This is a genomic window from Streptomyces sp. NPDC048483 (assembly GCF_040651455.1).
GTDB lineage: Bacteria > Actinomycetota > Actinomycetes > Streptomycetales > Streptomycetaceae > Streptomyces.
Genome location: NZ_JBEZJZ010000048.1, coordinates 16,206 through 41,139, shown reverse-complemented (window position 1 = coordinate 41,139; position 24,934 = coordinate 16,206). Strand labels below are relative to the sequence as shown.

Sequence of the window (24,934 nt, the reverse complement as noted above, 5' to 3'; positions counted from 1 at the left end):
GCCATGAATCAGCGTACGGAAGAAGCCGCACCCACGACCGCGGAGCCCGGCACCGCCCCGCTGCCGAACCCGGCGCCGCCCTCGCGTCTCGCCATCCTGGGACTGCTGCTCGGCATCATCCTGGCGACACTCGACGGCACGATCGTCGGCACCGCCCTGCCGACAATCGTCGGCGACCTGGGCGGCATCAGCCACCTCTCCTGGGTGGTGACGGCCTATCTGCTCACCACCGCCGTCTCCACCCCGATCTGGGGCAAGCTCGGCGACCTGTACGGCCGCAAGGGCAGCTACCTGGTCTCGATCGCGGTCTTCCTCGTCGGCTCCGTGCTCTGCGGACTCGCCCAGGACATGGGGCAGTTGATCGCCTTCCGCGCGCTCCAGGGGCTCGGCGCGGGCGGCCTCTTCGTGGGCGCGCTCTCCCTCATCGGGACGCTCCTCCCGCCCGCGCAGGCGGGGCGCTCCCAGTCGATGATCGGTGTGATGCTGCCGATCGCCATGATCGGCGGCCCGCTGCTCGGCGGCTTCCTCACCGACCAGCTGGACTGGCGCTGGGTTTTCTACGTCAACGTGCCCGTCGGCGCCGCAGCACTCCTGATCGTCGGGCTCCGCATCCGGCTGCGCGCCGCGCGCACCACGGCCCGCATCGACTACCCGGGCGCCGCACTCCTGGCTACGGGCATTCTGGCGCTCACCCTGATCGGGACCTGGGGCGGCACGACGTACGACTGGGTCTCACCACAGATCGCGGGGCTCGCCGCACTCTCGGTGGCCGCCCTCGGCTGGTTCGTCCGCGTGGAGCGGCGGGTGCCCGAACCCATCATCCCGCCGCGGCTGTTCCGCGACCGCAACTTCACCCTCGCCCAGGTGCTGAGCTTCCTGGTGGGCGCGGCGATGCTGGCCGCGGCGAGCTATCTGCCGCAGTACATGCAGTTCGTACGGGGCATGTCGTCGACGGAGAGCGGGCTGCTGCTGCTCCCGCTGATGCTCGGCATGATGGGCGCGCAGCTGTTCATCGGGCGGGCGGTCGGCAACGGCGGCGGGTACCGCGCGTACCCCATCGCGGGCGGCGCGGTCGCCACGGCGGGCGCCCTGGCCCTGCTCACGGTCGGCGCGGACACCGCCACCGCCGTGACCTCCGTGCTGACGCTCGTCCTCGGCACGGGCCTCGGCTGCCTGATGCAGCCCGCGATGCTCATCACCATGAACAGCGCGGAGCCCCGCGACATGGGCGCGGCCAGCGGCACCACCACGCTCCTGCGCACCATCGGCGGCTCGCTCGGCGTCGCCGTGCTCGGCTCCGTCTACACCAGCCGCATGGCCGCCACCCTCACGGACCGGCTCGGCCGGGACGGGCAGCGCCTCGCCGGCGGCCACGACGTGACCCCCGCGGTGCTGCGCGGGCTGCCCGAGCCGGTGCGGGAGGCCTTCCGTGCCGGGGTCACCGGCGGGCTGCACGGCATCATGATCGGCACGGCCGCGCTGTGTGCCGTCACCTTCGCGGCCGCCTGGCTGATCCGCGAGGTGCCGCTGCGGACGGCGCCGGGGGCGGCGGACTAGGCACTTGCCCCTGGGTGGCTGATGCGGGCCTCGATGCCGATTCGCCCGTTCCGGCGCATGCGCCGGAACGGGCGGCTGTGTCCGTACTCACCTCACGCCTTTCGTGGTGACGCGCTCGACCGACGGCACCGTGATCACTCCCTTGCCGACGACAGCGGTGAAGCCTCCGACGGTGACGCCGGTGAGGCGTCCGTCCTCGCTGTGTGCGCCTGCCTCGATCAGGCTGGGGCGTCCCATGCGGAGCCCCTGCCGGACGCGGAGCGTGTGTGCGCCGTCGGTCAGCCGTGAACGGTGAACGAGACTCCCGATCAGCCCTGCGCAGGCGGAGCCGGTGGCGGGATCCTCGTCCGTCCCGGTGGCGGGAACGAATGCCCGTGCGTACACGGTCCCGCCGCTGCGGAACTCTCCGGCGAACACGTAGAGATGCGGGGACCATCCATCGGCGATGTCCGCCGCCCACGCGGCCTTGTCCAGGACGGCACGGTCGACAGCGTCTGCGGACGCCAGGCGCACGTAACAGAAAGCCAGCCCCACCCCGCCGTACCAGCAATCCAGGATGTCGTGCTCAGACAGGGACAGTGCGCCTGCGACCGCTTTCCCGGACGGGCGGTGAGCGGGGGCGTCGAAGGGGACGTCCAAGGCCAGTCGGCCGAATGAGCCGCGGACATCCACCGTGACAGGACCGATGCCCTCCTCGAATGTCAGCCGTTCCCCCGGTGTCTGCGCGTCTCCGCGCTCGCCGGCGGCGAGCACGGACGCCGCACCAAGGGTCGGGTGGCCGGCGAACGGCAGCTCCATGTGCGGGGTGAAGATCCGCAGGCGGTAGCTGCGGCGGGTCGCGAGCGGGAACACGAAGGCCGTCTCGGAAAAGTTGAACTCCGCGGCCAGGGCCTGCATCGTCGTCCCGGACATACCACGAGCGTCCGAAATGACCGCCAATTGGTTGCCGCCGAAGGGATGTTGAGTGAAGACGTCGGCGATGACGAACCCGTAATCCATGGGCATCAGTTGACGATGGCGTCGATCTCGACCGCGGCGCCGAGAGGGAGCGCCGCGACGCCGATCGCCGTACGGGCGGGGCACGGCGGACTGAACAGCTTCTCGTACACCGCATTCACGGCGGCGAAGTCAGCCATGTCGGTCAGGTAGACGCCCACGCGCACCACGTCGTCGAGCGTCCTGCCGGCGGCCTTGAGGACCGCGGCGAGGTTCCGGAAGGCCTGCTCGGTCTGGGCGGACACATCACCGTCGATGAGTGCGCCCGTGGCGGGATCCTGGGCCACCTGCCCGCTGACGAAGGTGAACCGCTCCGCGCGGACGGCGGCCGAGAACGGGCCCACCGGCTGCGCTATTTCGTCCGTGGTGATCTCTGTCCTGGTCATCGCTGCTCCTTGGCTGGTGTTGCTCGGCGTGAATCGATGGCGTGTGCCGACCGCCCGGCAGGCCTGGCCCGGCGTCGCAGCTGTTCTGCTGTTCGGCGAGGGCTATTCGGCGACGACGGTGTTCTCCAGCGTTCCGATACCGGAAATCTCGATACGGACGCGGTCACCGTCGGCCAGGAACCTCGGAGGGGTGAAGCCCGCGCCGACGCCGGCGGGGGTCCCGGTCGCGATCACGTCACCGGGCAGCAGGGTGGTACCCGCCGAGATGGTTTCGATGAGGGTGGAAACGTCGAAGACGAGAGCGCTGGTATCGGCTTCTTGGCGCAGTTCGTCGTTGACCCAACACCGGATGCGCAGCGCTGCGGGGTCGATCTCGTCGGCAGTGACGATCCACGGCCCCATCGGGCAGGAGTCGTCGAGGGCTTTGCCCAGGAACCACTGGCTGTGCCGGGCCTGGAGGTCTCGTGCCGTGATGTCGTTGACGATCGTGTAGCCGAAGACGTGTCGGCGGGCCTCCTCACGGCTGATGCCACGGCCTGCCCTGCCGATGACGACGGCGAGTTCGGCCTCGTAGTCGAGGCATTCGGTCACCTTGCGGGGCAGCCGGATACTCGCGCCGTGGCCGGTCACAGCCTCCGGCGGCTTGGTGAAGACCATCGGAGCATCGGGGACCGTGCCGGTGGCCGTCGCATTGAACCCGCTTCGGTCGAACTCCTCGGCGTGTTCCCGGTAGTTCTTGCCGACGCACAGGATATTGCGGGGCGGCCTGGGAAGGGGGGCGAGGAGTTCCACATCGGCCAGCGGGTGGGACGTGGCCCCGGCCGCCGGGTCCGGGGGGTCGCGCACCTCGTCGAACCTGTTGATCACATCGAGCATCGTGGTGAGCGGGCGGTCCGCGTCCGCCCCTTCAAGGGGCCGGACGGAGCCGTCGTCGACGACGCCCACACACAGGCTGCCGCCGTGCCGGTACGTGGCGAGCCTCATGATGTTTCCCCCGCCTGCCGCAGGTGTGGCGGAAGCCGGTCGGCGAACTGCGCCTCGCCGTTGCCGAACGAGAAGTTCTCCGGCGGGGCTTCCAGCAGGGTGATGAAGACGTCTTCGGGGCGCACATCGAGCTCGTCGGACAGGAGCTTGACGATGCCCCCGTACAGAGCGGTCTTGGCTTCCCGGCTGCGGCCCGCGGCGAGCGTTATCTGGATCATGACAATCCCATCCGTCCGCTCGATGCCGAGGAACGACGGGTCGTACACGATCTCCCCGGGGTCGTGCTGGGTGACCACCTGGAAGCGGTCACCCGCGGGGATCTTGATCGTCTCCATCATCGCGCGGTGTACGCAGTCGCCCACCCGACGGGCGATGTCTCCGGTCCTGCTGTAGAGCGAAATACGAACGAAGGGCACGAGTCCTCCTCATAGTTACTGGGCGGCCAAATAGTTACTGGGCGGCCAACTGCTTGGCTTCCACGAGCAGTCCGCGGAGCATCCCGAGCAGGTCATCGGTGGAGCCACTGCCGAAGGCGGCCGCCACCCGCTCCTGGACCACCTCCCAGTGCGGACGCGCCTCGGCCAGCTTCGCCTCGCCTTCGGGCGTCAGGCGCACCACGCGCCGGCGGCGGTCCTCCCCGGTCTCGACCGTGAGCAGCCCGGACCGCACCAAGGGCTGCAGTTCCCGCGTGCAGGTCGTTCGGTCCATGGCCAGGCGATCGGCAAGCTGACTGACCATGAGCGGTCCATCGGCGGCCAGCCGGGAGAGGAATGCGTAATTCGTGGGCCGGAGCCCCGACTCTCCCAGCGCCTGACTGTAGAGGCGGTCGATCCAGCGCGTGGTCATGCGGAGAGTGGTGCACACACACTCTGTCGTGGCAGGCTCCATGGGATGAGTGTATATACACTCACCACGCCACGCAATGGCTCCACGACCGAGCTCCACCGCTTGGGCGGCTCCTGACGCCGCGGAAAGCGCGCTCACCCAGGCCTGGTTGGGTTGCAGCGACAGACGACCGGAATTGAGGGGGCTACATTCATGGCACTCACCCACTGGGGCTTCATCTACACCGCGGCGGGCAGCGACGCGAGTGGCGACGTGAACGTCGTGGACACCGGCCAGTGCCGCACCGTGCTGATGGGGGTCGAAAAGCCGGAGCAAGGAATCGAGGCCGCGCGCCGTCTGGTCGACGAGGGGGTTCAACTGATCGAGCTGTGTGGAGGGTTCGGTCCGGTGTGGGCCGGGCGCATCATCGAGGCGATCGACGGCGCGGTCCCCGTGGGCGTGGCCGGCTACGGCCCCGAAGCGGTCGATCAGGTCCACGCGATCTTCTCCTGACCGCCCGGGTGGGGTGGGCCCACTCCACCCCACCCGGCTCACGGAGCGGTCTGCATCCTGAAGCCGCAGGTCAGGCGAGTCAGCACCGACGGGCAGGAGCGCAGCTTCCGGCGGACGCGCTGAGCGACGCGGGTTGATCGCGCGCCGCGGCAAGCCGCCACCTGGCCCCGCGGCCTAGCCCCGAGCCCCCGCCCCACACTCCCCGTCGCCCCGGTCCCGTTCCGCCGAGTACAGGTGGCTGTCCCGGAACTGCTCGGCCCCCAGCGTGCGGCCGACCATGATCACGGCCGTCCGGACCACTCCCGCGGCCTTCACCTGGTCGGCGATGTCGGCGAGGGTGCCGCGCAGGACGAGTTCGTCGGGGCGGGAGGCCATCGCGACGACGGCGGCGGGGCAGTCGGCGCCGTAGTGCGGGAGGAGTTCGGCGACGACCCGGTCCACGTACATGGCGGCCAGGTGGAGGACCAGGAGGGCGCCGCTGCGGCCGAGAGTGGCCAGGTCCTCGCCCTCGGGCATGGGGGTGGCGCGCTGGGCGACACGGGTGAGGATGACGGTCTGGCCGACGGTGGGGACGGTCAGTTCGCGCTTGAGGGCGGCGGCCGCGGCGGCGAACGCCGGGACGCCGGGCACGACCTCGTACGGCACCCCGGCCGCGTCCAGGCGGCGCATCTGCTCGGCGACGGCGCTGAAGACAGAGGGGTCGCCGGAGTGCAGCCGGGCGACGTCGTGGCCCTCTTCGTGGGCGCGGACCAGCTCGGCGGTGATGGCGTCGAGGTCCATCCGCGCGGTGTCGATGAGCCGCGCGCCGGGCGGGCACTCGGCCAGCAGCTCGCGCGGCACCAGGCTGCCCGCGTACAGGCAGACACCGCAGGAGGCGAGGGTACGGGCGCCGCGCACGGTGATCAGGTCGGCGGCGCCGGGACCCGCGCCGATGAAGTGAACGGTCATGGGAGGGAGGTCTCCTGGGGGAGGGAGGGGTGCGGTACGGGCGGGCTCTGCGGGGTCAGGGCTCCCCGCTCGGCTTCACGGCCGCCCACTGGGTGACCGGCATCGCCTGCCGCCAGCCCGTGAAGCCGCCGACGGGGACGGCGTGCGCGACGGCGAGGCGGACCAGGTCGCCGCCGTGCTTCCGGTACCGGTCGGCGAGCAGTGCCTCGGACTCCAGCGTCACCGTATTGGCGACGATCCGGCCGCCCGGCGGCAGCGCCTCCCAGCACGCGTCCAGCAGCCCGGGGGCGGTCAGCCCGCCGCCGATGAACACCGCGTCCGGCACCGGCAGCCCCTCCAGTGCGGCGGGCGCGGGCCCGGTGACGACGCGCAGCCCCGGCACACCCAGCGAGCGCGCATTACGGCCGATCCGCTCGGCCCGTACGGCATCGCGCTCCACACTGACGGCCCGGCAGCTGCGGTGTGCGCGCAGCCACTCGATGGCGATGGAGCCGGAGCCGCCGCCGACGTCCCAGAGGAGTTCGCCGGGGGCGGGGGCGAGCGCGGCGAGGGTGGCGGCGCGGATATGACGCTTGGTCAGCTGACCGTCGTGCTCGTAGGCGCTGTCGGGGAGGCCGGGGACGAGGGAGAGGCGAGGGGCGTCGGGCTCGCGCAGGCAGTCGAGCGCGATGACGTTGAGGGGATCGGCCTCGGGCATCCGGTCCCACGTGGCGGCCACGCCCTCGCTCACCCGCTCACGCTCGCCGCCGAGCTGTTCGAGGATCCGCATACGGGTCGGGCCGAAGCCGCGGGCGCGGAGCAGGCCGGCGACCTCTGCGGGAGTGCCGGCCCCGGCGGAGAGCACCAGCAGCCGGCGCCCGTCGTACAGCGCACCGGCCAGGCTCTCGGCGGGCCGCCCGACCAGCGTGACGACCTCCGTCTCCTCCACCGGCCAGCCGAGCCGCGCGCAGGCGTACGAGACGGAGGAGGGGTGCGGCAGCACGCGCAACGACGGCGCCCCCAGCACCTCGTTCAGCGTCCGCCCGATCCCGTAGAACATCGGGTCCCCGCTGGCCAGCACGCAGATGCGCCGCCCGGCGTACGCCGCGAGCAGTCCGGGGACGGCAGGGCGCAGCGGCGACGGCCACGCCACCCTCTCGCCCGCGCACTCCCCGGGCAGCAACGCCAGCTGCCGCGCGCCGCCGATCAGCACCTCGGCCTCGCGCAGGGCCTGCCGGGAGCCGGCCGGCAGACCGTCCCAGCCATCGGCCCCGAGGCCGACTACGGAGAGGGATGGTGCGGGGCTCACTGCCGGTACCTCGGGGTTCGTTCGGGAGGTGATGCGGGCGGGGCGAACTCTACTGACCGGGGAGTACGAGCCCGCCCCTGGGGCGCACCGCACCCTCGCCCTTATTGCATATAGTTCGCAATAGCGTCGTCATGCCGGTCGCGTGACGTCCCGTTCGTATGGCGTCCAAGGCAAACGAACCCGGAGGGGAAGGGAGGAGCGGCTCGGTGAGCTCAGCCGTGGTCCTGGGGATCGAATCATCCTGCGACGAGACGGGGGCGGGGCTGGTGCGCGACGGCCGGCTGCTCGGCTCCGCCCTGGCGTCGAGCATGGAGGAGCACGCGCGCTTCGGCGGCGTCGTCCCGGAGGTCGCGGCGCGTGCCCATGTGCATGCCCTCACCCCGGTCGTACGCGGTGCGCTGGCCGATGCCGGGCTGCGGGCCGGGGACATCGGGGCGGTTGCGGTGACCACGGGACCGGGGCTGTCCGGGGCGCTCCAGGTGGGACTGGCGGGGGCCAAGGGGCTGGCGTATGCGCTGGGGGTGCCGTTGTACGGGGTGCACCACCTGGCGGGGCATGTCGCGGCCGACACCCTCGCACACGGCCCGCTGCCCAGCCCTTCCGTCGTCCTGATCGTCTCCGGCGGCCACACCTCCCTCCTCCTCGTACGGGACCTGGCGCGCGACCCGATCGTGCACCTCGGCGACACCCTGGACGATGCCGCCGGCGAGTGCTTCGACAAGGCCGCGCGGCTCTTCGGGCTGCCGTATCCCGGCGGCCCGGCCATTGACCGGACAGCGCGCGAGGGGGATCCGCGCGCTGTCCCCTTTCCCCGCCCGCTGACCACGGGCCCGCCCGAGAACCGCTTCAGCTTCTCCTTCTCGGGCCTGAAGACGGCGGCGGCCAGGTGGACGGAGCACCACCACGCCGCGGGCCGCCCCCTCCCCGTTGCCGACGGCGCGGCCTCCCTCCAGGAGGCGGTGGCCGATGTCCTCACCCGCAAAGCGGTCGCCGCCTGCACCGAACACGGGGTCTCCACGCTGGTCGTGGTGGGCGGAGTCGCCGCCAATTCGCGGGTCCGGTCCCTCGCCGAGGAGCGCTGCGCGGCGGCCGGCATCGCTCTGCGGGTGCCACCGCTGCGGCTGTGTACGGACAACGGCGCGATGATCGCGGCCGTCGGCGACCTGCTGGTACGCGCGGGGGCGGAGCCCGCGCCGCTGGATGTGTCGGTGGATCCGTCGGCGCCTCTCACCTACGCGGCGTTGCAGCCGGTGGGTGGGGACGGGTCCGGGGGGCGCCAGGGGCAAGCCGTCGGTCACGGGCCAGGTGGGCGCGCGGGGAGAGTGCCTCCGCCGCCGTGCGCATAACACCGTCAAAAGCGTACGACCCGGTACGGCGGCCGCCCTTCACTGTTCGGCGGAAGTGCGGCGATGCGGGATGACCTGCGCGAATGGTGTGTCAACGGCAGAGGGCACGAGGGAAGTTGCCGGATTCCGGCGACCGGCTAAAGTGCCTGGACGATCTTCGCTCATTCCTTCGTCGTACCCAGAGTCCCCCAGGGGTTTCGCTCCTGCCGATCGTCCCGACACAATGCACGACCCCGTACCGCCCGCAGCCGCCATCGCTCACGAGGACCTGTTTGATGTCAGCACGGATACCCTCCCGCCGTCGGGCAGAGCAGCCGCCGCTGGGAGCGGCGCTGCGTACCTTGGCGGTCGCTCTGGTGGTGACCGGCGGGCTGTGCGTGGGAGCGGTGCTGCTCGCGCCCGGGTCCGTACGGCTGCTGCTCGCCCTGGGTGGTGGCGCGGGCGCGGTGCTGCTGAGCGCCGCGACGGCGACCGCCGTGTACCAGCAGCGGCTCGCACGGCACTACCGGTCGCGGATCGGGGACATCAAGGCCGAGGCCGAGCGACTGGCCGATGAGACGCTGCCCGCGCTGGTCGTTCAGCTGCGGGACGGGGCGTCGGTGGACACCGCGCTGGAGCGTACGACCACGCCGACGGCCGGGGCGCATCAGCGGATCATGCGGACGCTGGCCGAGGAGGTCGGCCGCGGTGAGCGGATGCGGGCCGCGGCGATGTCCGCATGTGCCAATGCCGCCGGGCGGGTGCAGGCGCTCGCCACCGGGATGCTCGCGGACCTGCGCGAGATGGAGGAGCGGCACGGCGAGGAAGTGCTCGGCGATCTGATGAAGCTGGATCACACGACGGCGCAGGCGGGACGGCTGGCGGACAGCATCGCCGTACTGACCGGGGCCCGGTCCGGCCGCCGCTGGAACAAGCCGATCGCGATGGAGAGCCTGCTGCGCGGCGCGATGGGGCGGATCAGCGCCTATCGCCGTATTCAGCTGCACAACAGCAGTGAGGTCGCGATCGCCGGGCATGCGGCCGAGGGCATCATGCATGCGCTGGCCGAGATCATGGACAACGCCACGTCGTTCTCGCCGCCGTTGTCGCCGGTGCATGTGTATGTGGAGGAAGCGCAGGCCGGCGTGGTGGTCAGCGTTGAGGACAGCGGACTGGTGATGAGTGAGGCCGCGCTGCAGCGCGCCCAGCAGTCGGTGTCCGCCGCCACGCTGGACCTGATGTCGCTGTCGGGTACCCGGCTGGGGCTCGCGGTGGTGGGCTGTCTGGCGCGTAAGCACGGGCTGAATGTGTCCTTCCGGCCGTCGGCGCGGGGCGGCACGGGTGTGGTGGTGCTGATTCCCCAGCAGTTGGTGACGGAGGCGCGGCCGCCGGCCCAGCGGGCGGAGCGGCCGCCGATTGCCGACACCACGGTGACGGCGCCGCGAGCCGCGGTTCCGGGTCCCCGGCGCGCTCCCGAGGACGAACCGGAGCTCCCGCCGCTGTCCCGGCGGCCGCAGTCCCGGTCGCCGCAGTCCCGGTCGCCGCAGGAGGAGCGGGGAGAGCGGGCGGAGACCGGGGCCGAGGCCGAGCCCAGGTCCGACGGCCCCGCCCCCCTCCCGAGGCGCACCCCGCAGGCCCAGGCCGCCCCCAAGGCCGAGCCCGAGCCGCGGGAAACCGCCGCACCGCAGGAGACCCCTGCGCCGCAGGACGCGCCCGCCCCGCCGACCGAATTCGGCGAAAGCGGCCTCCCCAAGCGTCGCCGTGGCCAGACGCTGGCCTCCGCGCCCATGGGTACGGGTCCGGCGCACGGCCGGGCACCGGCCGTCGGCGAGGCCGCGCGGCCCGCCCGCTCCCGCTCCCGCGAGGAGTCGGCGGCACGGTTCCGCGCCTTCCGCAAGGCCGTCCAGGGCACGCCCGCTCCGGACGCCGCCGACGGCACCCGTACCGACGACGCCCGTACCGACGACGCCCCGGGCACCCGTACCGGCGGCTCACCCGCGTCACCCCCCGCACCCTCTCCAGCACGTCCGGAGGACGAGACCCGATGAACACCACCGACCACAGCCTCGATTGGATGCTGGAGAACCTGCTTCAGAAGACCCCGGGTGCCCGGCACGCGCTGGTCCTCTCCCGGGACGGGCTCAAGCTCTGCCACTCCAAGGACCTGACCGTCGATCAGGCCGACCAGCTGGCCGCCATCGCCTCCGGGATCCAGAGCCTGTCGCACGGCGCATCCGTGGAGTTCGGGGACGGTACGGGCGGCGTACGGCAGGCGATGACGGAGTTCCACGGCGGTCTGCTGTTCATCGTGGAGGCGGGCAACGGCGCCCACTTGGCGCTGATCGCCGTCGAGGACGCCGACGTCGGCCTCATCGGCTTCAACATGAACGAGCTGGTGGAGCAGATCGGCGAGTACCTGCAGGCCGCCCCGCGCGGTGAGGGTGGGCAACCCGCATGAAACGGCTCGGTCCTGACGATGATCCGGACCGGCTGTACACCGTGACCGGCGGCCGCAGCCGGTCCGCCGACGACCGGATACTCGACCTGGTCACTCTCATCGTCAGCGAATGCGATCCGACACCGGGCATGCAGTCCGAGCATGCCCGGATCCTGACCATGTGCCGCCGCCCCCTGGCCGTCGTCGAGGTCTCCGCGGAGCTGCGGATGCCGGTCAGCGTGGTCCGGATCCTGCTGTCCGACCTGCTCGACCGCGGCCAGGTCACCGCCCGCCATCCGCGCACCCCCGCGACCGCCCAACTCCCCGCCGCCGACCTGCTGAAGGAGGTGCTCGATGCACTCCACCGCCTCTGAGACCGCGGCCACGGCCGTAGCGGCCGGCACCGACGCCGACCGCGTCCCGCTGAGCGCCACCGCCGACAACGGCCTCAAGATCGTCATCGTCGGCGGCTTCGGCGTCGGCAAGACCACCATGGTCCGCTCGGTCAGCGAGATCCGGCCGCTGAACACCGAGGAGACGATGACGCGAGCGGGCGTCGGCGTCGACGACCCCACGGGGGTCGAGGGCAAGTCGACCACCACCGTCGCCTTCGACTTCGGCCGGATCAGCATCAACGACAGCGCGGTGCTGTACCTGTTCGGCGCGCCCGGCCAGGAACGCTTCTGGTTCCTGTGGGACCGGCTGTTCTCCGGCACGCTGGGCGCGGTGGTCCTGGTCGACACCCGGCGGCTGGACGATTCCTGGTACGCCATCGACCGGCTCGAGGCGCACGGGATGCCGTTCATCGTCGCGCACAACGACTTCGGCGGGGACCGGCACAGCCTGGAGCAGATCCGCGACGCGCTCGACCTCTCCCCGGACGTGCCGCTGATCGCCTGCGACGCGCGCGACCGCGAGTCCAGCAAGGCCGTGCTGATCGCGCTGGTCGACCACCTCTACGCCCTGTCCGTCCAGGAGACCGCGGAGCCCGCACCGTGACCGAGCAGCAGCACCCCAAGACCGGCGGCTGCCCCTTGCGGGGCGGTACGGACGCCGTCCCGCTGTACGGCGCGGGCCTCAGCGACGACCCGGCGCGGCTCTACCGCGAGATGCGCGCGCAGCACGGGACGGTCGCGCCGATCCTGCTCGACGGCGACATCCCCGGCTGGTTCGTCCTGGGCTACCGCGAGCTGCACCAGGTCACCAGCAACCCGGAGCTGTTCGCCCGCGACTCGCGGCGCTGGCACGCCTGGGAGCACATCCCCGAGGGCTGGCCGCTGATGCCGTTCGTCGGGCACCAGCCGTCGGTGATGTTCGCCGAGGGGCAGGAGCACCGGCGGCGCGCCGGGGCGATCAGCGATGCGCTGACCGCGATCGACCAGTTCGAGCTGCGGCAGATCTGCGAGCGGCTCGCGGACGGGCTGATCGACGGCTTCGCCGGATCCGGCGAGACGGATCTGATGGTCCAGTACGCGGCCCGGCTGCCGCTGCTGGTCATCGCCGAGCTGTTCGGCTTCCCGCACACCGAGGTGCCCGAGCTGGCCGCCGACATCGCCGCATCACTGAACGCGGGCGAGGGCGCGATCGCGGCGCACCAGCGGGTGGCCGCGCGGATACAGCGGCTGGTGAAGGCCAAGCGGGCCCGGCCGGGCGCCGATGTGCCGTCCCGGCTGCTGGCCCATCGGGCCGGGCTCGCCGAGAAGGAAGTGCTCAACGACCTGCTGGTGGTGATGGCCGCGGCCCAGCAGCCGACCGCGAACTGGATCGGCAATACGCTGCGGCTGATGCTGACCGACGACCGTTTCGCGGTCAGCCTCTCCGGCGGACGGCGCAGCGTCGGCCAGGCCCTCAACGAGGTGCTCTGGCACGACACCCCGACACAGAACTTCATCGGCCGCTGGGCGGTGCGCGACACCCAGCTCGGCGGCCGCCGGATCCGTACCGGCGACCTGCTGATCCTCGGGCTGGCCGCCGCCAACACCGACCCCCAGGTACGCCCGGACTTCAGCACCGCCGCCGCCGACGGCAACCAGGCTCATATGTCCTTCAGCCACGGCGAACACGCCTGCCCCTACCCCGCCCCGGAGATCGCCGAGGTGATCGCCAAGGCGGCGGTGGAAGTACTGCTCGACCGGCTGCCGGACGTGGTGCTGACGGTGCCCGCGGAGGACCTGGTGTGGCACTCGTCGCTATGGATGCGCGGCCTGGTCGGACTGCCTGTCGAGTTCACGCCCGCGTATACGCCGATCCCGGCGATGGGGGCGCCGGGATCGGTGTACGGCTGACGCGCACGGCGTATCGCCACAGCCATACGCCGTTCACGGTTCACGGTTCGCCATTCACCGTTCGCCGTTCACCGTTCACCGTTCGCCGTTCACGGTTCGCCGGGCGGTGTTTCACGTGAAACACCGCCCGCGGCCCCCTATCCCACCGGCGTGAACCGCACCCGCAGCGCGTCCAGCCCCCGCGTGAACACCCCCTGCTCCCGCGGCTCGGGGGCACCGGGCTCCAGCGCCACCTCCGGCAGCGCGTCCAGCAGCTGCGCCACGCCCACCTCGACCTCCGCCTTGGCCAGCAGCGCACCGACGCAGAAGTGCCGGCCCAGGGCGAACGAGAGATGGTCCGCGGCGGCCGAGAAGGCGGTGGTGGACGAAAGATCGGCGCGGTGGATATCGAAGGTGTCCGGGTCGGCGTAGCGCCGCTCGTCGCGCCCGGCCGCGCCGATCAGACAGGTGACGGTGGAGCCCTTGGGCACCTCGCCGCCGCCGATGATGACGTCCTCGGCGACCTGGCGCATGATCATGTGCACCGGCGGGGTGCAGCGCAGCGTCTCCGCGAACGCCGGCGCGATCAGCGAGTGGTCCGCGCGCACCGCGGCCAGCTGCTCGGGGTGGCGCAGCAGGTTGTGCATCAGGCTGGAGATCGCCTTGTCGGTGGTCTCGCCGCCGGCCGTCAGCAGCAGGCTGCAGAACGCCTTGATGTCCTCGTCGCTCATCCGGGTCCCGTCGATCTCCGCGGCACAGAGCGTGGAGAGCAGATCGTCGCCGGGACGGTCGCGGCGCTCGCGGATGACGGGCAGCAGATAGGCGGCGAATTCCTCGCGCGTACGGAGCCCGGCCTCGGCGACGTCCGGGTCCTGGCCGAGATTGCCCAGGAAGCCGATGATCGCCGTGTACCAGCAGTGGAAGCGGTCGTGATCGGCCTGATCCAGCCCCAGCATGTCGACGATGACATTGACCGGGAACCGCGTCGCGAACTCCGCCACCAGATCGACGCTCCCCGATCCCCGGAATTCATCGATGAGTTGACGGGCATTGCGCTCGATGACCGGCAGGAACGACTGCTCCAGGGTGTTGCCGCGGAAGGCGGGCGCCACCAGGGCCCGGCGCACCGCGTGCTCGCGGCCACTCATCTGGAGGATGGTCCGGCCGTGCACCGGCTCCAGCTGCCAGTCGTAGTTGCCCGTGGTGAACACCGGGTCCTTGAAGGCCCGTTCGACGTCCTCGTACCGCGAGACGATGTAGCTCTGGGTGGCCTCGTGGTGCAGCAGCGGGAAGTCGTCGCGCAGCACGCGATACGCGGAGTACGGGTCCGCGGCGAATTCCGGCGACAGGATGTCCGGCGCTTGCGGCGCTGTTCGGTTCACGAGCACGACTCTCCTCAGTAGGTGTACGGGACATGGACCGCGGCATCGCGAGCCGCCCCTCCTACCAAGATCGTCTCTTTGGCGTGCCCTTATCAAGAGAGGCCGGCCCTCCGCATCGCGCGCAAGTGGGTGTCGACGCTCCGGTTCCGCGGCTCGGGCCGTCCCGCGCATCGTTTCGCCCGCACCGCCCTGACCAGGCACGATACGCCGTTCGACGGTAATGACAACGGTCACCGGTGCAGCCTTTGGATCTTTCGCCGAAGTGCGGTTTGCTTCGCATCGACGCCCCAGGAAGGAGCGCGCCCATGACCGAGCACGCCCAGAACCACGGGACCGGCCACCACCACACCAGCGGCCACTCGCACGGCCACGCACACGGTGTCTCCCCGGACGCCGACCGCCGCTGGCTGCGCGCCGCGCTCCTGCTCCTCACCGCCTACATGGCGGTCGAGGTCGTCATCGGCGTCCTGGCCCAGTCCCTGGCCCTGATCTCGGACGCCGCCCACATGCTCACCGACGCGGTCTCCATCGTCCTCGCGCTGATCGCGATGCGGCTCTCCGCCCGCCCCGCGCGCGGCGGCTACACCTACGGCCTCAAGCGCGCCGAAATCCTCTCCGCCCAGGCCAACGGCATCACCCTGCTGCTCCTGTCCGTCTGGCTCGGCTACGAGGCCGTCCAGCGGCTGATCGAGCCGCCCGAGGTGACCGGCGGGCTCGTCCTGATCACGGCCCTCTCCGGCATCGTCATCAACCTCATCTGCACCTGGCTGCTCTCCCGGGCCAACCGCTCCAGCCTCAACATCGAGGGCGCCTACCAGCACATCCTCACCGACCTGTTCGGCTTCGTCGCGACCGCCGTCTCCGGCCTGATCGTGCTGACCACCGGCTTCGCGAGGGCCGACGCGATCGCCACGCTCGTCGTCGTGGCACTGATGCTGAAGGCCGGTACGGGCCTGGTCCGCGAGTCCGGCCGGATCTTCATGGAGGCCGCCCCGGCCGGCGTCGACCCGGACGCGCTGGGCGACCACCTGGTCGCCGAGGACGAGGTCGTCGAGATCCACGACCTGCACATCTGGCAGATCACCTCCGGCCAGCCGGCCCTCTCCGCACACATCCTGGTGGCCCCCGGCGGCGACTGCCACAAGGTCCGCCGCCGCCTCCAGCAGCTGCTCAGCACCCAGTACGGCATCACCCACGCCACCCTCCAGGTCGACCACGTGGGCGAACTGCCCACCGCCCCCGACGTCCTGACCCTCGGCCCGGCACCCGCGCCCAAGCCCGAACCGCACGCCACCGACCACTGCGAGGACGCCCACGGCCCGGTGCACCGGCCGGGCCCGCATCGGCACTGACGCCCCGCGTCCTGGCGGGGTGTTTCCCGCGGCACGGGAGCGCGTGAGGTCCCGGGCGGCGTTCCCCAACGCCTCAGACGACGTCGCCCAACGCCACGAGCAGGGCCCGGGCCTCGGTGTGCAGACGGTCGACGTCGACGTTGCGGCAGGAGGCCTCCAGTCCCAGGGCGGACGACCCGGGCGTGTCCGGAATCCAGTAGCACGACCGGTAGACGAGGTACGGCCGGAGCCCGCGGGCCTCGTCCCGGCCGGCTGCCAGGTCGGCCTCGCACAGCTCCTCCGACGGACCCGCGCCCTCCGTCTCCGTCTCGCCCTCCGAGAAGCCCAGCTCCCGCCGGTACGGTGCGGCTGCCGTCGGCAGGTCCAGCATGGCCTGGGCGAACTCCCGTACATGGGCACCGTCCTCGAACGGCACGAACTCGCTACCGTGCGGCGTCACGGCCCACAGCAGCCGGCGCCACCCCGCCTCCACCGGCTCGCGCACCACCACGAGGGCCGAGGGAGTCTTCGCCGTGGGGTCGTCCCGCCACGCGTAACCGAAGACCTCCTCGAAGTCCGCGACACCAGTAATCATCGGCTGCCGGGTATTCCCCTACGATGCGCGCCTTTGCGGCCGGCGTCACCGTCCCCACCGCCTGGTGGATGCGGCGCTCGAACTCCGGGTGCCACTGGCCGAAGCGGGTGATGAGCACCGGGTATTCGATGAAGCCCACCACCTCGAGCCGCCCGTCCTGCTCGTCCACCGCGAAGGCGGCGCCGCGGTCCAGCCCCTCGTCGCGCAGCACTTCGTCCAGGGCGTCCCTGATCCGTTCCGCCTGCTCCGCGTCGGCCGGCTCGGTGACGGTCACCTCGAAGCCCACGCTGACTGACATGCCGTAAGGCCATGGGCAAAACCCAGGTGCGTCCGACGTACCCCTCACCCATTGGCACCGCCCCGGCTCGCGCCCGCCGCCCATCCGGTCTTGCCTGGATATCCGACCATCTGGCCACATCCTCCCCCTCCCGGAAGGACCGGACGCGATGTCAGCGAGCGCACCCGTACGCCTCCGCGGCCGGGTGACGGAGGCGGCACGCCTGCCCGACCAGCCCCCGCGCCGGCCCGGCCGCGCGCTGGGCGCCTGCGTGCTGCTGCTCATCGGCACGCTCCTCCTGCCGCTGAGCCTGGCCACCGTATGGGCGCGCAGCGAACTGACCGACACCGACCGGTACGTGGCCACCGTCGCGCCCCTCGCCGCGAACCGGGCCGTCCAGGACGCCATCGTTCACGACGTCACCAACGGGGTGATGACCCACGTCCGCCTGGACGGCCTCCTGAAGGCCATTCCCCGTACGGAGCGGGGCGCGCTGCTGAAGCGCTTCACCCGCGGGCTGCGCGAATTCGTCGACAAGCAGGTGCGCCAGGTCGTCACCGGCCGCGCCTTCCCCGCCATCTGGACCGGCGTGCACCGCAGCGCCCACCAGGCGCTCGACGGCAGCCTCACGGCCTCCGGCGACGCCCCGGTGACCCTCGACCTCACCCCGATCCTCGACCGCGTCCGCCACCAGCTCGCCGGCAACGGCCTGGGCCTCGACATCACCCAGCGCATCCCCCGCCTGAGCGCCAAGGTCGTCCTCCTGCGCGCCCCCGACGTCCCCCGCGCCCGCCACGCCTACCAGGCCGTCCGCACCGCCGCGCCCCTGCTCCCGTCCGCCGCGGCCCTCTGCCTGCTGGCCGGGTTGCTGTTGGCCCGGCGCCGCCGCCGGGCCCTGATCTGCGCGGGGGCGGGGTGCGCCGCGACGGCCGCGCTGCTCGCGGCGGCCCTCGCGTTGCTGCGCGCCCGCGCCCTGGACGGCCTGCCGTCCGTGGTCCCGCGGGCCGCCGCGTCGGCGTACGCGGATGCGCTCACCGGTTCGCTGCGCGACGGGGTGTGCGTGGTCATCGGGGCGGCCCTGGCGACGGCCGCGGTGGCCGCGGTGGGGCCGCCGGTGGTGCGGGCGGTGCGGCGGCTGTGCGCTATGGGGTCGCCTTGACCTCGGCGAGGAAGGCGGCCCAGGAGGCGGCGGTGAAGGCCAGCAGGGGGCCGGTGCGGTGGTGCTTGGTGTCGCGGACGGCGATGGCGGGGGTTTCGGGGTGAGCGGTGGAGAAGGTGCCGATCTCTATGCAGTCCGAATCGTCGGCGCTGTAGCTGGACTTGTGCCAGCCATTCGCACCCTGGTCAAGGTTCCAGAGCATGGGCCTTCCTTCTGTTCAACTTCCTTCGCGCCACTCCTGGATGGCTGCCTCCAAGTATCGTCGCGTGTCGCTTGTCGGGAGTGACTGGGCCTGCAGACTGGAGAAGCGACTGATGCCGACCCGGACTTGGGCGGGATCGTCGTTGAAGGCTTCGCCGCCCTCGAAGTACATGATGCTTCCGTCCACCGTGTCGGCATCGGCGAAATTGAGCAGCACGAAGGAGCCGCTCATCCCAAGATGCGCCCCAGAACGAAAGGGGAGCAGTTGAAGAGAGACATTGCTGCGCTCCACGAGCTTCAGCAGGTGCTCGATCTGCTCTCTCATCACCTCTGGACCGCCTACCGGCGTACGCAAGGCCGCTTCCCCGATTACTGCCCACACACGCAGCGGCTTCTCGCGGTCAAGGATGGCCTTGCGTCGCTCGCGCAGATCGATCATTTTGACCAGATCCCGTTCGTTGGACCGTAGCCCGGCTCCAAGATTGATCAGGGTCTGGGTGTATGCGCGCGTCTGCATGATCCCGGGAACCACGAGAGGCTGGAAGGTTCGGATCTCGCTGGCAAGGTCCTCTGCATCGGCCAGATCGACAGCCGCCGGTCCCGCCGTCTTCCCGTACGCAGCCCACCAGCCCCGAACCCTGCTGTATCGGGCCAGCTCAATGAGCCTCCGCCGTACGTCCTGGTCATCCACCTCGTATATGTCCAGGAACGCCATGACATCCGCGACGCTGGCGGCGGTGTGGCCGGACTCCTGCCTGCGCAGTGCCGATGTCCCCAAGCCCAGCCGGTCCGCGATCTCGTCGACGCTGAGTTTTCGTTCCTCGCGCAGCCTTCTCAGCTGCCTGCCGATCAACCGCTTGCGGATGGTCGGAACACCCTTGTACGCCATGGCTGACTCCGATAGGCCGGAAATTCGTCACTTGACGGTGTTGCGCAATCGCCGCCCAGAGGAGGATAGTAGTCGTCAAGTCACTGTCTGTACACGGTGATTGCCACAACAAAACCCCTGGACCAGGTCACCTACCAAAGCACCCCGGCCCAGGGGCCCAACCATCAATCCCCTCACGCGAAGGGAACCGATGACATGCGCAACCGTACCGCGCAACTACTCACCCGTCTGCTGCGAGCACTCGCACCCAGTCACGGCCGGCACCGCCGTACCCCGATGCCACCGCTCCCCATCGCGCCCCCGGCGCAAGCCCGCTCGCCGCGCCATCGGCGAACCGTCCGGCCCGGCGACGAGGCGCCCCTCTGGGACACCCCGCTCGTACGCCCCTACCTCACCGCGTACGAACGGGGCGAGCGCCACCTCACAGGAGTGGCCGCATGATGCGCGACGGCGACGGCGCCCCGCTGCGCCTGCTCCCCTGGCCCGGCCAGCGCGGCAAACGGCTCTACCTGTCCACGGACGGGCCGGACAGCCGGCTCGCCCGTGCCGCGGACGCCACCGAGATCATCCAGCTCGCCATGGCCGCCGAGCTGCTCGACCACAGCACCGCGATGCTCACCCAATACCGGCCCACCACCGACGAGTTGCGGCACCTGTCGAGCTGCCTCACCAGCTCCCTCACCGACGTCCTGCGCATCGCGGAGAGCCGGGGCGGTCGGCTCGGTGACGGGTGAGGGGCGACGTCTAGGCTGTGGCCATGACCTGCCAGTGGTGCCAAGGCACCGGATACACGCCCCGGGCGCTGGCCTATGTGCACGGCGTGGACCCGTTCCACGGGCCGGTCGAGACGGTGCGCCGGTCGGGGGAGTGCAAGCGCTGCCGGGGTACCGGGGCGTACGACGCGCGGCGGGATCCGACGCTGGAGCACTGGCGCGGCGAGGCGCGGGAAGACCGGGCGGACGGTACTCCGTAGGGCTCAGCCGTCGATCCCCAGACGGGCGGCAACAGGGCCGGGGACCTCGTACGGGCGTTCCGGGGGCAGCAGGCGCTGGGCCTGCGGGGAGCGGCCGCCCTGGACCAGTGCGGCGATCTTGTGTACCCGGTCGGTCAGGTCGGTGAGGCCGACCACCCACTCGTCGGCATAGGTGCGGATCAGGTCGCGGCCGATGCCCACCTGGATGCTGTAGTGGTTGAGCGGCGCGCCGCGCAGGGAGCGTTCCGGATCCCATTGGACGTGGACGGCGGCATCGGCGACGGCGGACGGCGCCGAGGTCGTCAACACCCCGCGGGAGAGGGCCTCTTCCCAGCCGGCCCGGGTGATCCGTACCGCCAGGATGCGCTGCTGGCCGGGTTTCCGGGCCCAGTTGCTGCGGTGCATCAGCCAACGGAACGACGGCTTGATCCAGGTCATGCGGCGGAAGGAGAAGGGCGGCACGAAGCGGCCTGCCTGTAGTGCCGCGTCGGCGACGGCGGGGGCGTAGGCCTGGTAGACGGTGAGCGTGCGGGCGTCGTGGTCGGCGCGAATCTGACGGAGCATCGGAGGCAGGGTGCCGGGTGGGGGCCCGGTGCGGCCAGTGGTTTTCGGAGGGCCAGTGGTTTTCGGAGGGGTGGGCGGCCCCGTGGCGCGGCCGCCCGCCCGAAGGCAGGCGGCCGGTGCGGTGCGACCGTAGGGCTCAGATCGCGAGCACCGTCTTCCCCTGTGCGCGCCCCGTGCGGCTGGCCGCGATCGCGTCGGGGGCCTCCTCCAGCGGGACCTCGCGGCCCACGAGGACGGTCAGGCGGCCCGCGTCGACCTGGCCGGCGAGGATTTCGAGGAGCTGGGGGGAGGGGCGGTTGACGAAGTTGAAGCCGCGGAGGTTGTGCTCGGTGAGGACGTCCGCGTCGGCCGAGCCGATGAGGGAGACGGCCGTGCCGCCGTCCCGTACGGTCCGGGTCAGCGCGACGAATTCGTCGGGGTCGCTGATCATGTCGATCAGTACGTCGACGCCGTCGGGGTAGGCCGCCAGGACCTGGTCGGCGACCGGGCCCGCGGTGTGGTCGAAGGTCGCGGCGGCACCCAGGTTGTGCATCAGCTCGGCCATGGCCGGGCGGGCGGTGGCCAGCACCTCGGCGCCGCGGCCGGCCGCCAGCTGGGTGGTGAAGGTGCCGACGCCGCCGGTGGCGCCGACGATCAGCACCCGCCGGCCCTCGCTGATACGGGTCTCCTCGACCAGGTTGTACGCCGTCATCCCGGCCGTCGGCACGGCGGCGGAGGTCGCGTACGTGACGCTGCGGGCGGCCGGGGCGATCGCCTGCTCGTCGGCGACCGCGATCTCGCAGTACGAACCGCCGCCCTGCTCCGGCCGCTGGAACTGCCCGAACACCGCGTCCCCGACGGTGAACCGCCGCACCCCGGTCCCGACCGCGAGCACCTCACCGGCCCCGTCCGACCCCAGGACCAGCGGGAAGGCGGCCGGTACGGCGCTGCCGAACTTGCCGTCGGCGAGCTTCCAGTCGACCGGGTTGAGTCCGGCGGCGGCCAGCCGCACCAGGACCTCGCCCGGCCCTGGCTCGGGCTGCGGCAGATCCACGACCTGCGGCTGTTCACCGAATGCGCTGACTGCTACGGCTCTCATGTGGCGTTCCCTTCCACCCTTCCCCAACCGGAGGTCACCCTTCCCCTACCGGCGGCCGAAGTGGATCGTAAGCACGCCGGTGGGGCCGGATGCGGCAGGAAGAGAGGCGGTGTTCCGGAAGCAACTCGTACGGCCCCTGTCCCGGCCCCCGTTTGTAGGGCCAGGTGCGGGACCGGGCCTCCGGCCTGCCGACCCGGCTATACCGCCTGCAGCGCCGGCGTCGGCGACAGCCGCGCCGCCCGCACCGCCGGATAGAGGCCCGCGACGGTGCCGATCACCAGCGTCGCGCCGAAGCCGCCGCCGACCGCCCACAGGGGCACCACCCAGGGCATGCCGCCGGAGGCCGCGAAGGCGTAGGTGGCGGCCGCGCCCAGGGCGATGCCGGCGAGGCCGCCGAGGCCGGACAGAAGGAGGGACTCGGTGACGAACTGGAGGCGGATCTGACCGCGGGTGGCGCCCAGGGAGCGGCGCAGTCCGATCTCATGGCGGCGTTCCAGCACCGAGATGAGCATGGTGTTGGCGACGCCCACGCCGCCGACGAGCAGCGCCACCCCACCCAGCCCGAGCAGCAGATTCGTAACGGCGCCCTCGGTCGCCGCCTTGGCCTGGAGCGCCGAGGACGGGTCGGTGACCTGCACATTGCGCGGGTTCTCCGGGTCGACGGTGTGCGGGATCAGCTCGCGTACGGCCTGGTCGGAGGCGTCGGTGGAGCGTTCGTAGAGCGCGGTGGGGTGGCCGTCGAAGGCGAGCAGCGTGCGCGCCGCCGACCAGCCGACGAGCGCGGAGCGCTCGATCTCGGGGGCGAGGGGCAGCGGGGCGAGGATGCCGATGACGGTGAAGTAGCGGCCACCGATGGAGACCTGCCGGCCGGGTCCGGAGATGCCGAGCCGCTGGGCGGAGACATGGCCCGTGACGACGGAGGGGTAGCGGCCGTTGGCGGCGTTGAGCCAGGTGCCGGAAGCCATCGACCCGCGGAGCGTACCGAGGAGTCCTTCGCTCGCGGCCTTGAGCGTGATGCCGCCGGTCTCCTCGGGCGGGATCTTCTCGCTGCGGCGGACGGACTGTCCGAGGTCCCCGGTGGCGCCGACCTGCTGGACTCCGTCGATACGGCCGACCGTCCCGGGCGACTGTTCCGGCAGCTGCACCTTTTCGCCGAACATGCCCTGGCCCGGCGTGGCGACGAGCATGTTTGTGCCCAAGGCGTCCAGTTTCTGGAGGAGTTGGGCCTTGCTGGAGGCGGAACTGCCCACCACGGCGATCATGGTCGCGATGCCGATGGCGAGGGCGGACAGGACGACCCGCAGGGGGCGGGTGCGCAGACCGGCGGAGCCGACGTGCAGGACATCGCGGGGACGGAGCGGGGCGGGGGTGAGCCGGGTACGTTTCATCCGGCTGTGCTCCCGGTGCGGGACGCCGTACCGGCGTCCGAGACCACCTGGCCGTCCCGAATCCGTACCTGCCGGGGCAGCTGTGCGGCGATCTCGCTGTCGTGGGTGATGACGGCGATGGTGGCGCCCTCCTTGTTGAGGTCGTGCAGCAGCGCCATGACGGCGGCGCCGGAGGCGGAGTCCAGGGCACCGGCCGGTTCGTCGGCCAGGAGGAGGTCGGGTTCGCCGACCACGGCCCGTGCGCGTGGACGTTGTGGCGACGCGGGGCCTCGTCAACGGTCCCTGCCCCACCCTCGCAACCATGGAGTGCGGCTGGACGCAAACGACGTATCACCGCCAGTGATGCCCGTTGCGCACGCCCGGGACTACAGTCCCGGCGCAGTTGACCATCTTGTCCTTGTCGGCCCGGCTGGGGTCCTTCTGTCCGGTGTCAGACGCCGCCGAAGCCCCCCGCCCCCGCCCGAGCAGGCCGTGGCTAAGAGCGCTGGCCCGGCCATCAACGATGCCCCCACGAGGGGTGTGGTGCGTCGGGCCCTGCCCTGTGTGATGCGCTGCCTCATGCCATTCGCCCGTGCCTCGTACCGAATACCGCAGAGGCTGACACGGTCCGCATTTCGTTTCCCTAACCGATTCTTGGAACTCTGCGGCCGGGCATTTACCTCGGCGAAAGGTGCACCTCAGGTACACATGAGCCCATGCGCGTGCTGGTGGTGGAGGACGAGGAATACCTCGCGGAAATGATCGCCGAGGGCCTGCGCCGCGACGCGATCGCGGCCGATGTCGCCCACGACGGCCTTGAGGCGCTGGGCAAGCTGCGGTTCGGGGCGTACGACGTGCTCGTCCTGGACCGCGATCTGCCCGGTCTGCACGGGGACGAGGTGTGCCGCCGGGTCGTGGCGCAGGGACTGCTGACCCGGGTGCTGATGCTGACCGCGTCCGGCACGGTACGCGACCGGGTCGACGGCCTGGGGCTGGGCGCCGACGACTATCTGACCAAGCCGTTCGCGTACGAGGAGCTGCTCGCCCGGGTCCTGGCGCTCGGCCGACGCGTTAGGCCCGCCCTGCCGCCGGTCATCGAACGGGCCGGGGTCAGCGTCGACACCGCGCGCCGTCTCGCCCTCCGCGACGGCCGCCCGCTGCCGCTGTCCCGTAAGGAATTCGCGGTGCTGGAGGTGCTGCTGCGCGCCGACGGGGCCGTGGTCAGCGGCGATGACCTGATCGAGGAGGTCTGGGAGGAGCACACCAGCTACCGCACCAACGCCGTCCGCGTCACCCTCAGCAAGCTGCGCGCCAAGCTGGGCGAGCCGCCGGTGATCGAGACCGTGCCGGGCGCGGGGTACCGGATGAGCGGCGGGGACCGGACGGGAGGCGGGCAGCACACGGGCAACGGGCAGCACACGGGCGACGGGCGGCGGACGGGCGGCGGCGGGTGAAGGCTCCCCGGCTCCCGCGGAGCAGCGAACGCGTCCGGCTCACCGCTCTCTACGGCGGGCTGCTGGTGCTGGCGGGCGCGATGCTCGTCGCCCTGGTCTTTGTCCTCGTACGGGAGGGCCGTACTCCAGCCTGAGCACCGC

The 24,934-nt window shown here is 71.5% G+C and carries 29 protein-coding genes and 2 pseudogenes; 16 read left to right on the top strand and 15 right to left on the bottom strand.

The features are described from left to right. The first annotated feature begins 3 nt into the window (after positions 1-3). Positions 4-1,557, top strand: a complete 1,554-nt coding sequence (locus tag AB0D04_RS23445; protein WP_362706515.1) for an MDR family MFS transporter — start codon at positions 4-6, stop codon at positions 1,555-1,557. A 141-nt stretch (positions 1,558-1,698) separates the two neighbouring features. Here the strand turns inward: AB0D04_RS23445 and AB0D04_RS23440 are convergent. The 5 genes and pseudogenes from AB0D04_RS23440 to AB0D04_RS23420 all read right to left on the bottom strand — a co-directional run. Beyond that, positions 1,699-2,556 (bottom strand): annotated as a pseudogene (locus AB0D04_RS23440) (PhzF family phenazine biosynthesis protein); the annotation flags it as partial. A gap of 5 nt (positions 2,557-2,561) precedes the next feature. Beyond that, positions 2,562-2,939: a Rid family detoxifying hydrolase gene (locus tag AB0D04_RS23435; protein ID WP_362706514.1), complete on the bottom strand. Its 378-nt coding sequence runs from the start codon at positions 2,937-2,939 to the stop codon at positions 2,562-2,564. 102 nt (positions 2,940-3,041) lie between these two features. Then, the gene (locus tag AB0D04_RS23430; RefSeq protein ID WP_362706512.1) at positions 3,042-3,923 is read right to left on the bottom strand and encodes a fumarylacetoacetate hydrolase family protein; all 882 of its coding nucleotides are present in this window, start codon (positions 3,921-3,923) and stop codon (positions 3,042-3,044) included. Continuing rightward, positions 3,920-4,339, bottom strand: a complete 420-nt coding sequence (locus AB0D04_RS23425; protein WP_362706509.1) for a tautomerase family protein — start codon at positions 4,337-4,339, stop codon at positions 3,920-3,922. Before AB0D04_RS23425 ends, AB0D04_RS23430 begins: the two co-directional genes overlap by 4 nt. A gap of 34 nt (positions 4,340-4,373) precedes the next feature. Then, positions 4,374-4,769: a MarR family winged helix-turn-helix transcriptional regulator gene (locus AB0D04_RS23420; protein WP_362706507.1), complete on the bottom strand. Its 396-nt coding sequence runs from the start codon at positions 4,767-4,769 to the stop codon at positions 4,374-4,376. Between the two features lie 192 nt (positions 4,770-4,961). Here AB0D04_RS23420 and AB0D04_RS23415 point away from each other — a divergent pair, with 192 nt between their 5' ends. Next, complete coding sequence (locus tag AB0D04_RS23415) at positions 4,962-5,261, top strand: DUF6506 family protein (RefSeq protein WP_362706505.1); 300 nt, start codon at positions 4,962-4,964, stop codon at positions 5,259-5,261. A 174-nt stretch (positions 5,262-5,435) separates the two neighbouring features. Here AB0D04_RS23415 and cobM read toward each other — a convergent pair whose 3' ends face one another. Together cobM and cbiE are read right to left on the bottom strand one after the other, a co-directional pair. Then, entirely contained in the window at positions 5,436-6,209 is a 774-nt protein-coding gene (gene cobM / locus AB0D04_RS23410) for a precorrin-4 C(11)-methyltransferase (RefSeq protein WP_362706503.1), read from the bottom strand. 55 nt (positions 6,210-6,264) lie between these two features. After that, on the bottom strand, positions 6,265-7,497 hold the full coding sequence (gene cbiE, locus AB0D04_RS23405; protein WP_362706500.1) for a precorrin-6y C5,15-methyltransferase (decarboxylating) subunit CbiE: 1,233 nt from the start codon (positions 7,495-7,497) through the stop codon (positions 6,265-6,267). A 206-nt stretch (positions 7,498-7,703) separates the two neighbouring features. On the opposite strand from cbiE, the gene tsaD reads away from it, so the two are divergent. From tsaD to AB0D04_RS23375, 6 genes are all read left to right on the top strand, one after another. After that, on the top strand, positions 7,704-8,843 hold the full coding sequence (tsaD, locus tag AB0D04_RS23400) for a tRNA (adenosine(37)-N6)-threonylcarbamoyltransferase complex transferase subunit TsaD (protein ID WP_362706497.1): 1,140 nt from the start codon (positions 7,704-7,706) through the stop codon (positions 8,841-8,843). A gap of 275 nt (positions 8,844-9,118) precedes the next feature. Continuing rightward, positions 9,119-10,870 (top strand): ATP-binding protein, encoded by a 1,752-nt coding sequence (locus AB0D04_RS23395; RefSeq protein ID WP_362706495.1) that lies wholly within the window; start codon positions 9,119-9,121, stop codon positions 10,868-10,870. Beyond that, the gene (locus AB0D04_RS23390; RefSeq protein WP_362706493.1) at positions 10,867-11,280 is read left to right on the top strand and encodes a roadblock/LC7 domain-containing protein; all 414 of its coding nucleotides are present in this window, start codon (positions 10,867-10,869) and stop codon (positions 11,278-11,280) included. The genes AB0D04_RS23395 and AB0D04_RS23390 overlap by 4 nt, the downstream gene beginning before the upstream one ends. Beyond that, positions 11,277-11,633, top strand: a complete 357-nt coding sequence (locus AB0D04_RS23385) for a DUF742 domain-containing protein (RefSeq protein WP_362706490.1) — start codon at positions 11,277-11,279, stop codon at positions 11,631-11,633. The genes AB0D04_RS23390 and AB0D04_RS23385 overlap by 4 nt, the downstream gene beginning before the upstream one ends. Further along, a complete protein-coding gene (locus AB0D04_RS23380) occupies positions 11,614-12,258 on the top strand; it encodes an ATP/GTP-binding protein (protein ID WP_362706487.1) in 645 nt (214 codons plus the stop codon). The genes AB0D04_RS23385 and AB0D04_RS23380 overlap by 20 nt, the downstream gene beginning before the upstream one ends. Before the next feature lie 35 nt (positions 12,259-12,293). Beyond that, positions 12,294-13,544, top strand: a complete 1,251-nt coding sequence (locus AB0D04_RS23375; RefSeq protein WP_362706553.1) for a cytochrome P450 — start codon at positions 12,294-12,296, stop codon at positions 13,542-13,544. 137 nt (positions 13,545-13,681) lie between these two features. Here AB0D04_RS23375 and AB0D04_RS23370 read toward each other — a convergent pair whose 3' ends face one another. Beyond that, positions 13,682-14,905, bottom strand: a complete 1,224-nt coding sequence (locus AB0D04_RS23370; protein WP_362706485.1) for a cytochrome P450 — start codon at positions 14,903-14,905, stop codon at positions 13,682-13,684. A gap of 305 nt (positions 14,906-15,210) precedes the next feature. On the opposite strand from AB0D04_RS23370, the gene AB0D04_RS23365 reads away from it, so the two are divergent. After that, entirely contained in the window at positions 15,211-16,257 is a 1,047-nt protein-coding gene (locus tag AB0D04_RS23365; RefSeq protein WP_362706482.1) for a cation diffusion facilitator family transporter, read from the top strand. A gap of 73 nt (positions 16,258-16,330) precedes the next feature. Here the strand turns inward: AB0D04_RS23365 and AB0D04_RS23360 are convergent, their stop codons facing one another. Beyond that, a complete protein-coding gene (locus tag AB0D04_RS23360) occupies positions 16,331-16,831 on the bottom strand; it encodes a hypothetical protein (protein ID WP_362706479.1) in 501 nt (166 codons plus the stop codon). Positions 16,832-16,895: 64 nt separating this feature from the next. Between AB0D04_RS23360 and AB0D04_RS23355 the strand changes: the two genes are divergently transcribed. Both AB0D04_RS23355 and AB0D04_RS23350 read left to right on the top strand, forming a co-directional pair. After that, the gene (locus AB0D04_RS23355) at positions 16,896-17,126 is read left to right on the top strand and encodes a hypothetical protein (protein WP_362706476.1); all 231 of its coding nucleotides are present in this window, start codon (positions 16,896-16,898) and stop codon (positions 17,124-17,126) included. A 151-nt stretch (positions 17,127-17,277) separates the two neighbouring features. Then, positions 17,278-18,267 (top strand): hypothetical protein, encoded by a 990-nt coding sequence (locus tag AB0D04_RS23350; protein ID WP_362706473.1) that lies wholly within the window; start codon positions 17,278-17,280, stop codon positions 18,265-18,267. Here AB0D04_RS23350 and AB0D04_RS23345 read toward each other — a convergent pair. Then, a complete protein-coding gene (locus AB0D04_RS23345) occupies positions 18,251-18,469 on the bottom strand; it encodes a DUF397 domain-containing protein (RefSeq protein ID WP_362706471.1) in 219 nt (72 codons plus the stop codon). The genes AB0D04_RS23350 and AB0D04_RS23345 overlap by 17 nt on opposite strands. Positions 18,470-18,484: 15 nt before the next feature. Continuing rightward, positions 18,485-19,357 (bottom strand): DUF5753 domain-containing protein, encoded by an 873-nt coding sequence (locus AB0D04_RS23340; protein WP_362706469.1) that lies wholly within the window; start codon positions 19,355-19,357, stop codon positions 18,485-18,487. A gap of 195 nt (positions 19,358-19,552) precedes the next feature. On the opposite strand from AB0D04_RS23340, the gene AB0D04_RS23335 reads away from it, so the two are divergent. The 3 genes from AB0D04_RS23335 to AB0D04_RS23325 are packed head-to-tail and all read left to right on the top strand — an operon-like array spanning position 19,553 to position 20,330. Next, complete coding sequence (locus AB0D04_RS23335; RefSeq protein WP_362706466.1) at positions 19,553-19,798, top strand: hypothetical protein; 246 nt, start codon at positions 19,553-19,555, stop codon at positions 19,796-19,798. Next, complete coding sequence (locus AB0D04_RS23330) at positions 19,795-20,091, top strand: hypothetical protein (protein ID WP_362706463.1); 297 nt, start codon at positions 19,795-19,797, stop codon at positions 20,089-20,091. Before AB0D04_RS23335 ends, AB0D04_RS23330 begins: the two co-directional genes overlap by 4 nt. A 23-nt stretch (positions 20,092-20,114) precedes the next feature. After that, positions 20,115-20,330 carry a hypothetical protein gene (locus AB0D04_RS23325; protein WP_362706460.1) on the top strand — a complete coding sequence of 72 codons (216 nt, stop codon included), beginning with the start codon at positions 20,115-20,117 and terminating at the stop codon, positions 20,328-20,330. Positions 20,331-20,333: 3 nt separating this feature from the next. On the opposite strand, the gene AB0D04_RS23320 is transcribed toward AB0D04_RS23325, so the two are convergent. The 4 genes and pseudogenes from AB0D04_RS23320 to AB0D04_RS23305 all read right to left on the bottom strand — a co-directional run. Next, the gene (locus AB0D04_RS23320; protein WP_362706457.1) at positions 20,334-20,894 is read right to left on the bottom strand and encodes a DUF4291 domain-containing protein; all 561 of its coding nucleotides are present in this window, start codon (positions 20,892-20,894) and stop codon (positions 20,334-20,336) included. 136 nt (positions 20,895-21,030) lie between these two features. Beyond that, a complete protein-coding gene (locus AB0D04_RS23315) occupies positions 21,031-21,972 on the bottom strand; it encodes an NADP-dependent oxidoreductase (RefSeq protein ID WP_362706454.1) in 942 nt (313 codons plus the stop codon). Positions 21,973-22,169: 197 nt separating this feature from the next. Next, on the bottom strand, positions 22,170-23,360 hold the full coding sequence (locus AB0D04_RS23310) for an ABC transporter permease (RefSeq protein WP_362706451.1): 1,191 nt from the start codon (positions 23,358-23,360) through the stop codon (positions 22,170-22,172). Next, positions 23,357-23,602, bottom strand: a pseudogene (locus tag AB0D04_RS23305) (ABC transporter ATP-binding protein); the annotation flags it as partial. The pseudogene AB0D04_RS23305 and the gene AB0D04_RS23310, both read right to left, overlap by 4 nt. A 453-nt stretch (positions 23,603-24,055) precedes the next feature. Here AB0D04_RS23305 and AB0D04_RS23300 point away from each other — a divergent pair. Next, entirely contained in the window at positions 24,056-24,793 is a 738-nt protein-coding gene (locus AB0D04_RS23300) for a response regulator transcription factor (RefSeq protein ID WP_362706449.1), read from the top strand. After that, entirely contained in the window at positions 24,790-24,927 is a 138-nt protein-coding gene (locus tag AB0D04_RS23295; protein ID WP_362706447.1) for a hypothetical protein, read from the top strand. The genes AB0D04_RS23300 and AB0D04_RS23295 overlap by 4 nt, the downstream gene beginning before the upstream one ends. Positions 24,928-24,934: the final 7 nt, after the last annotated feature.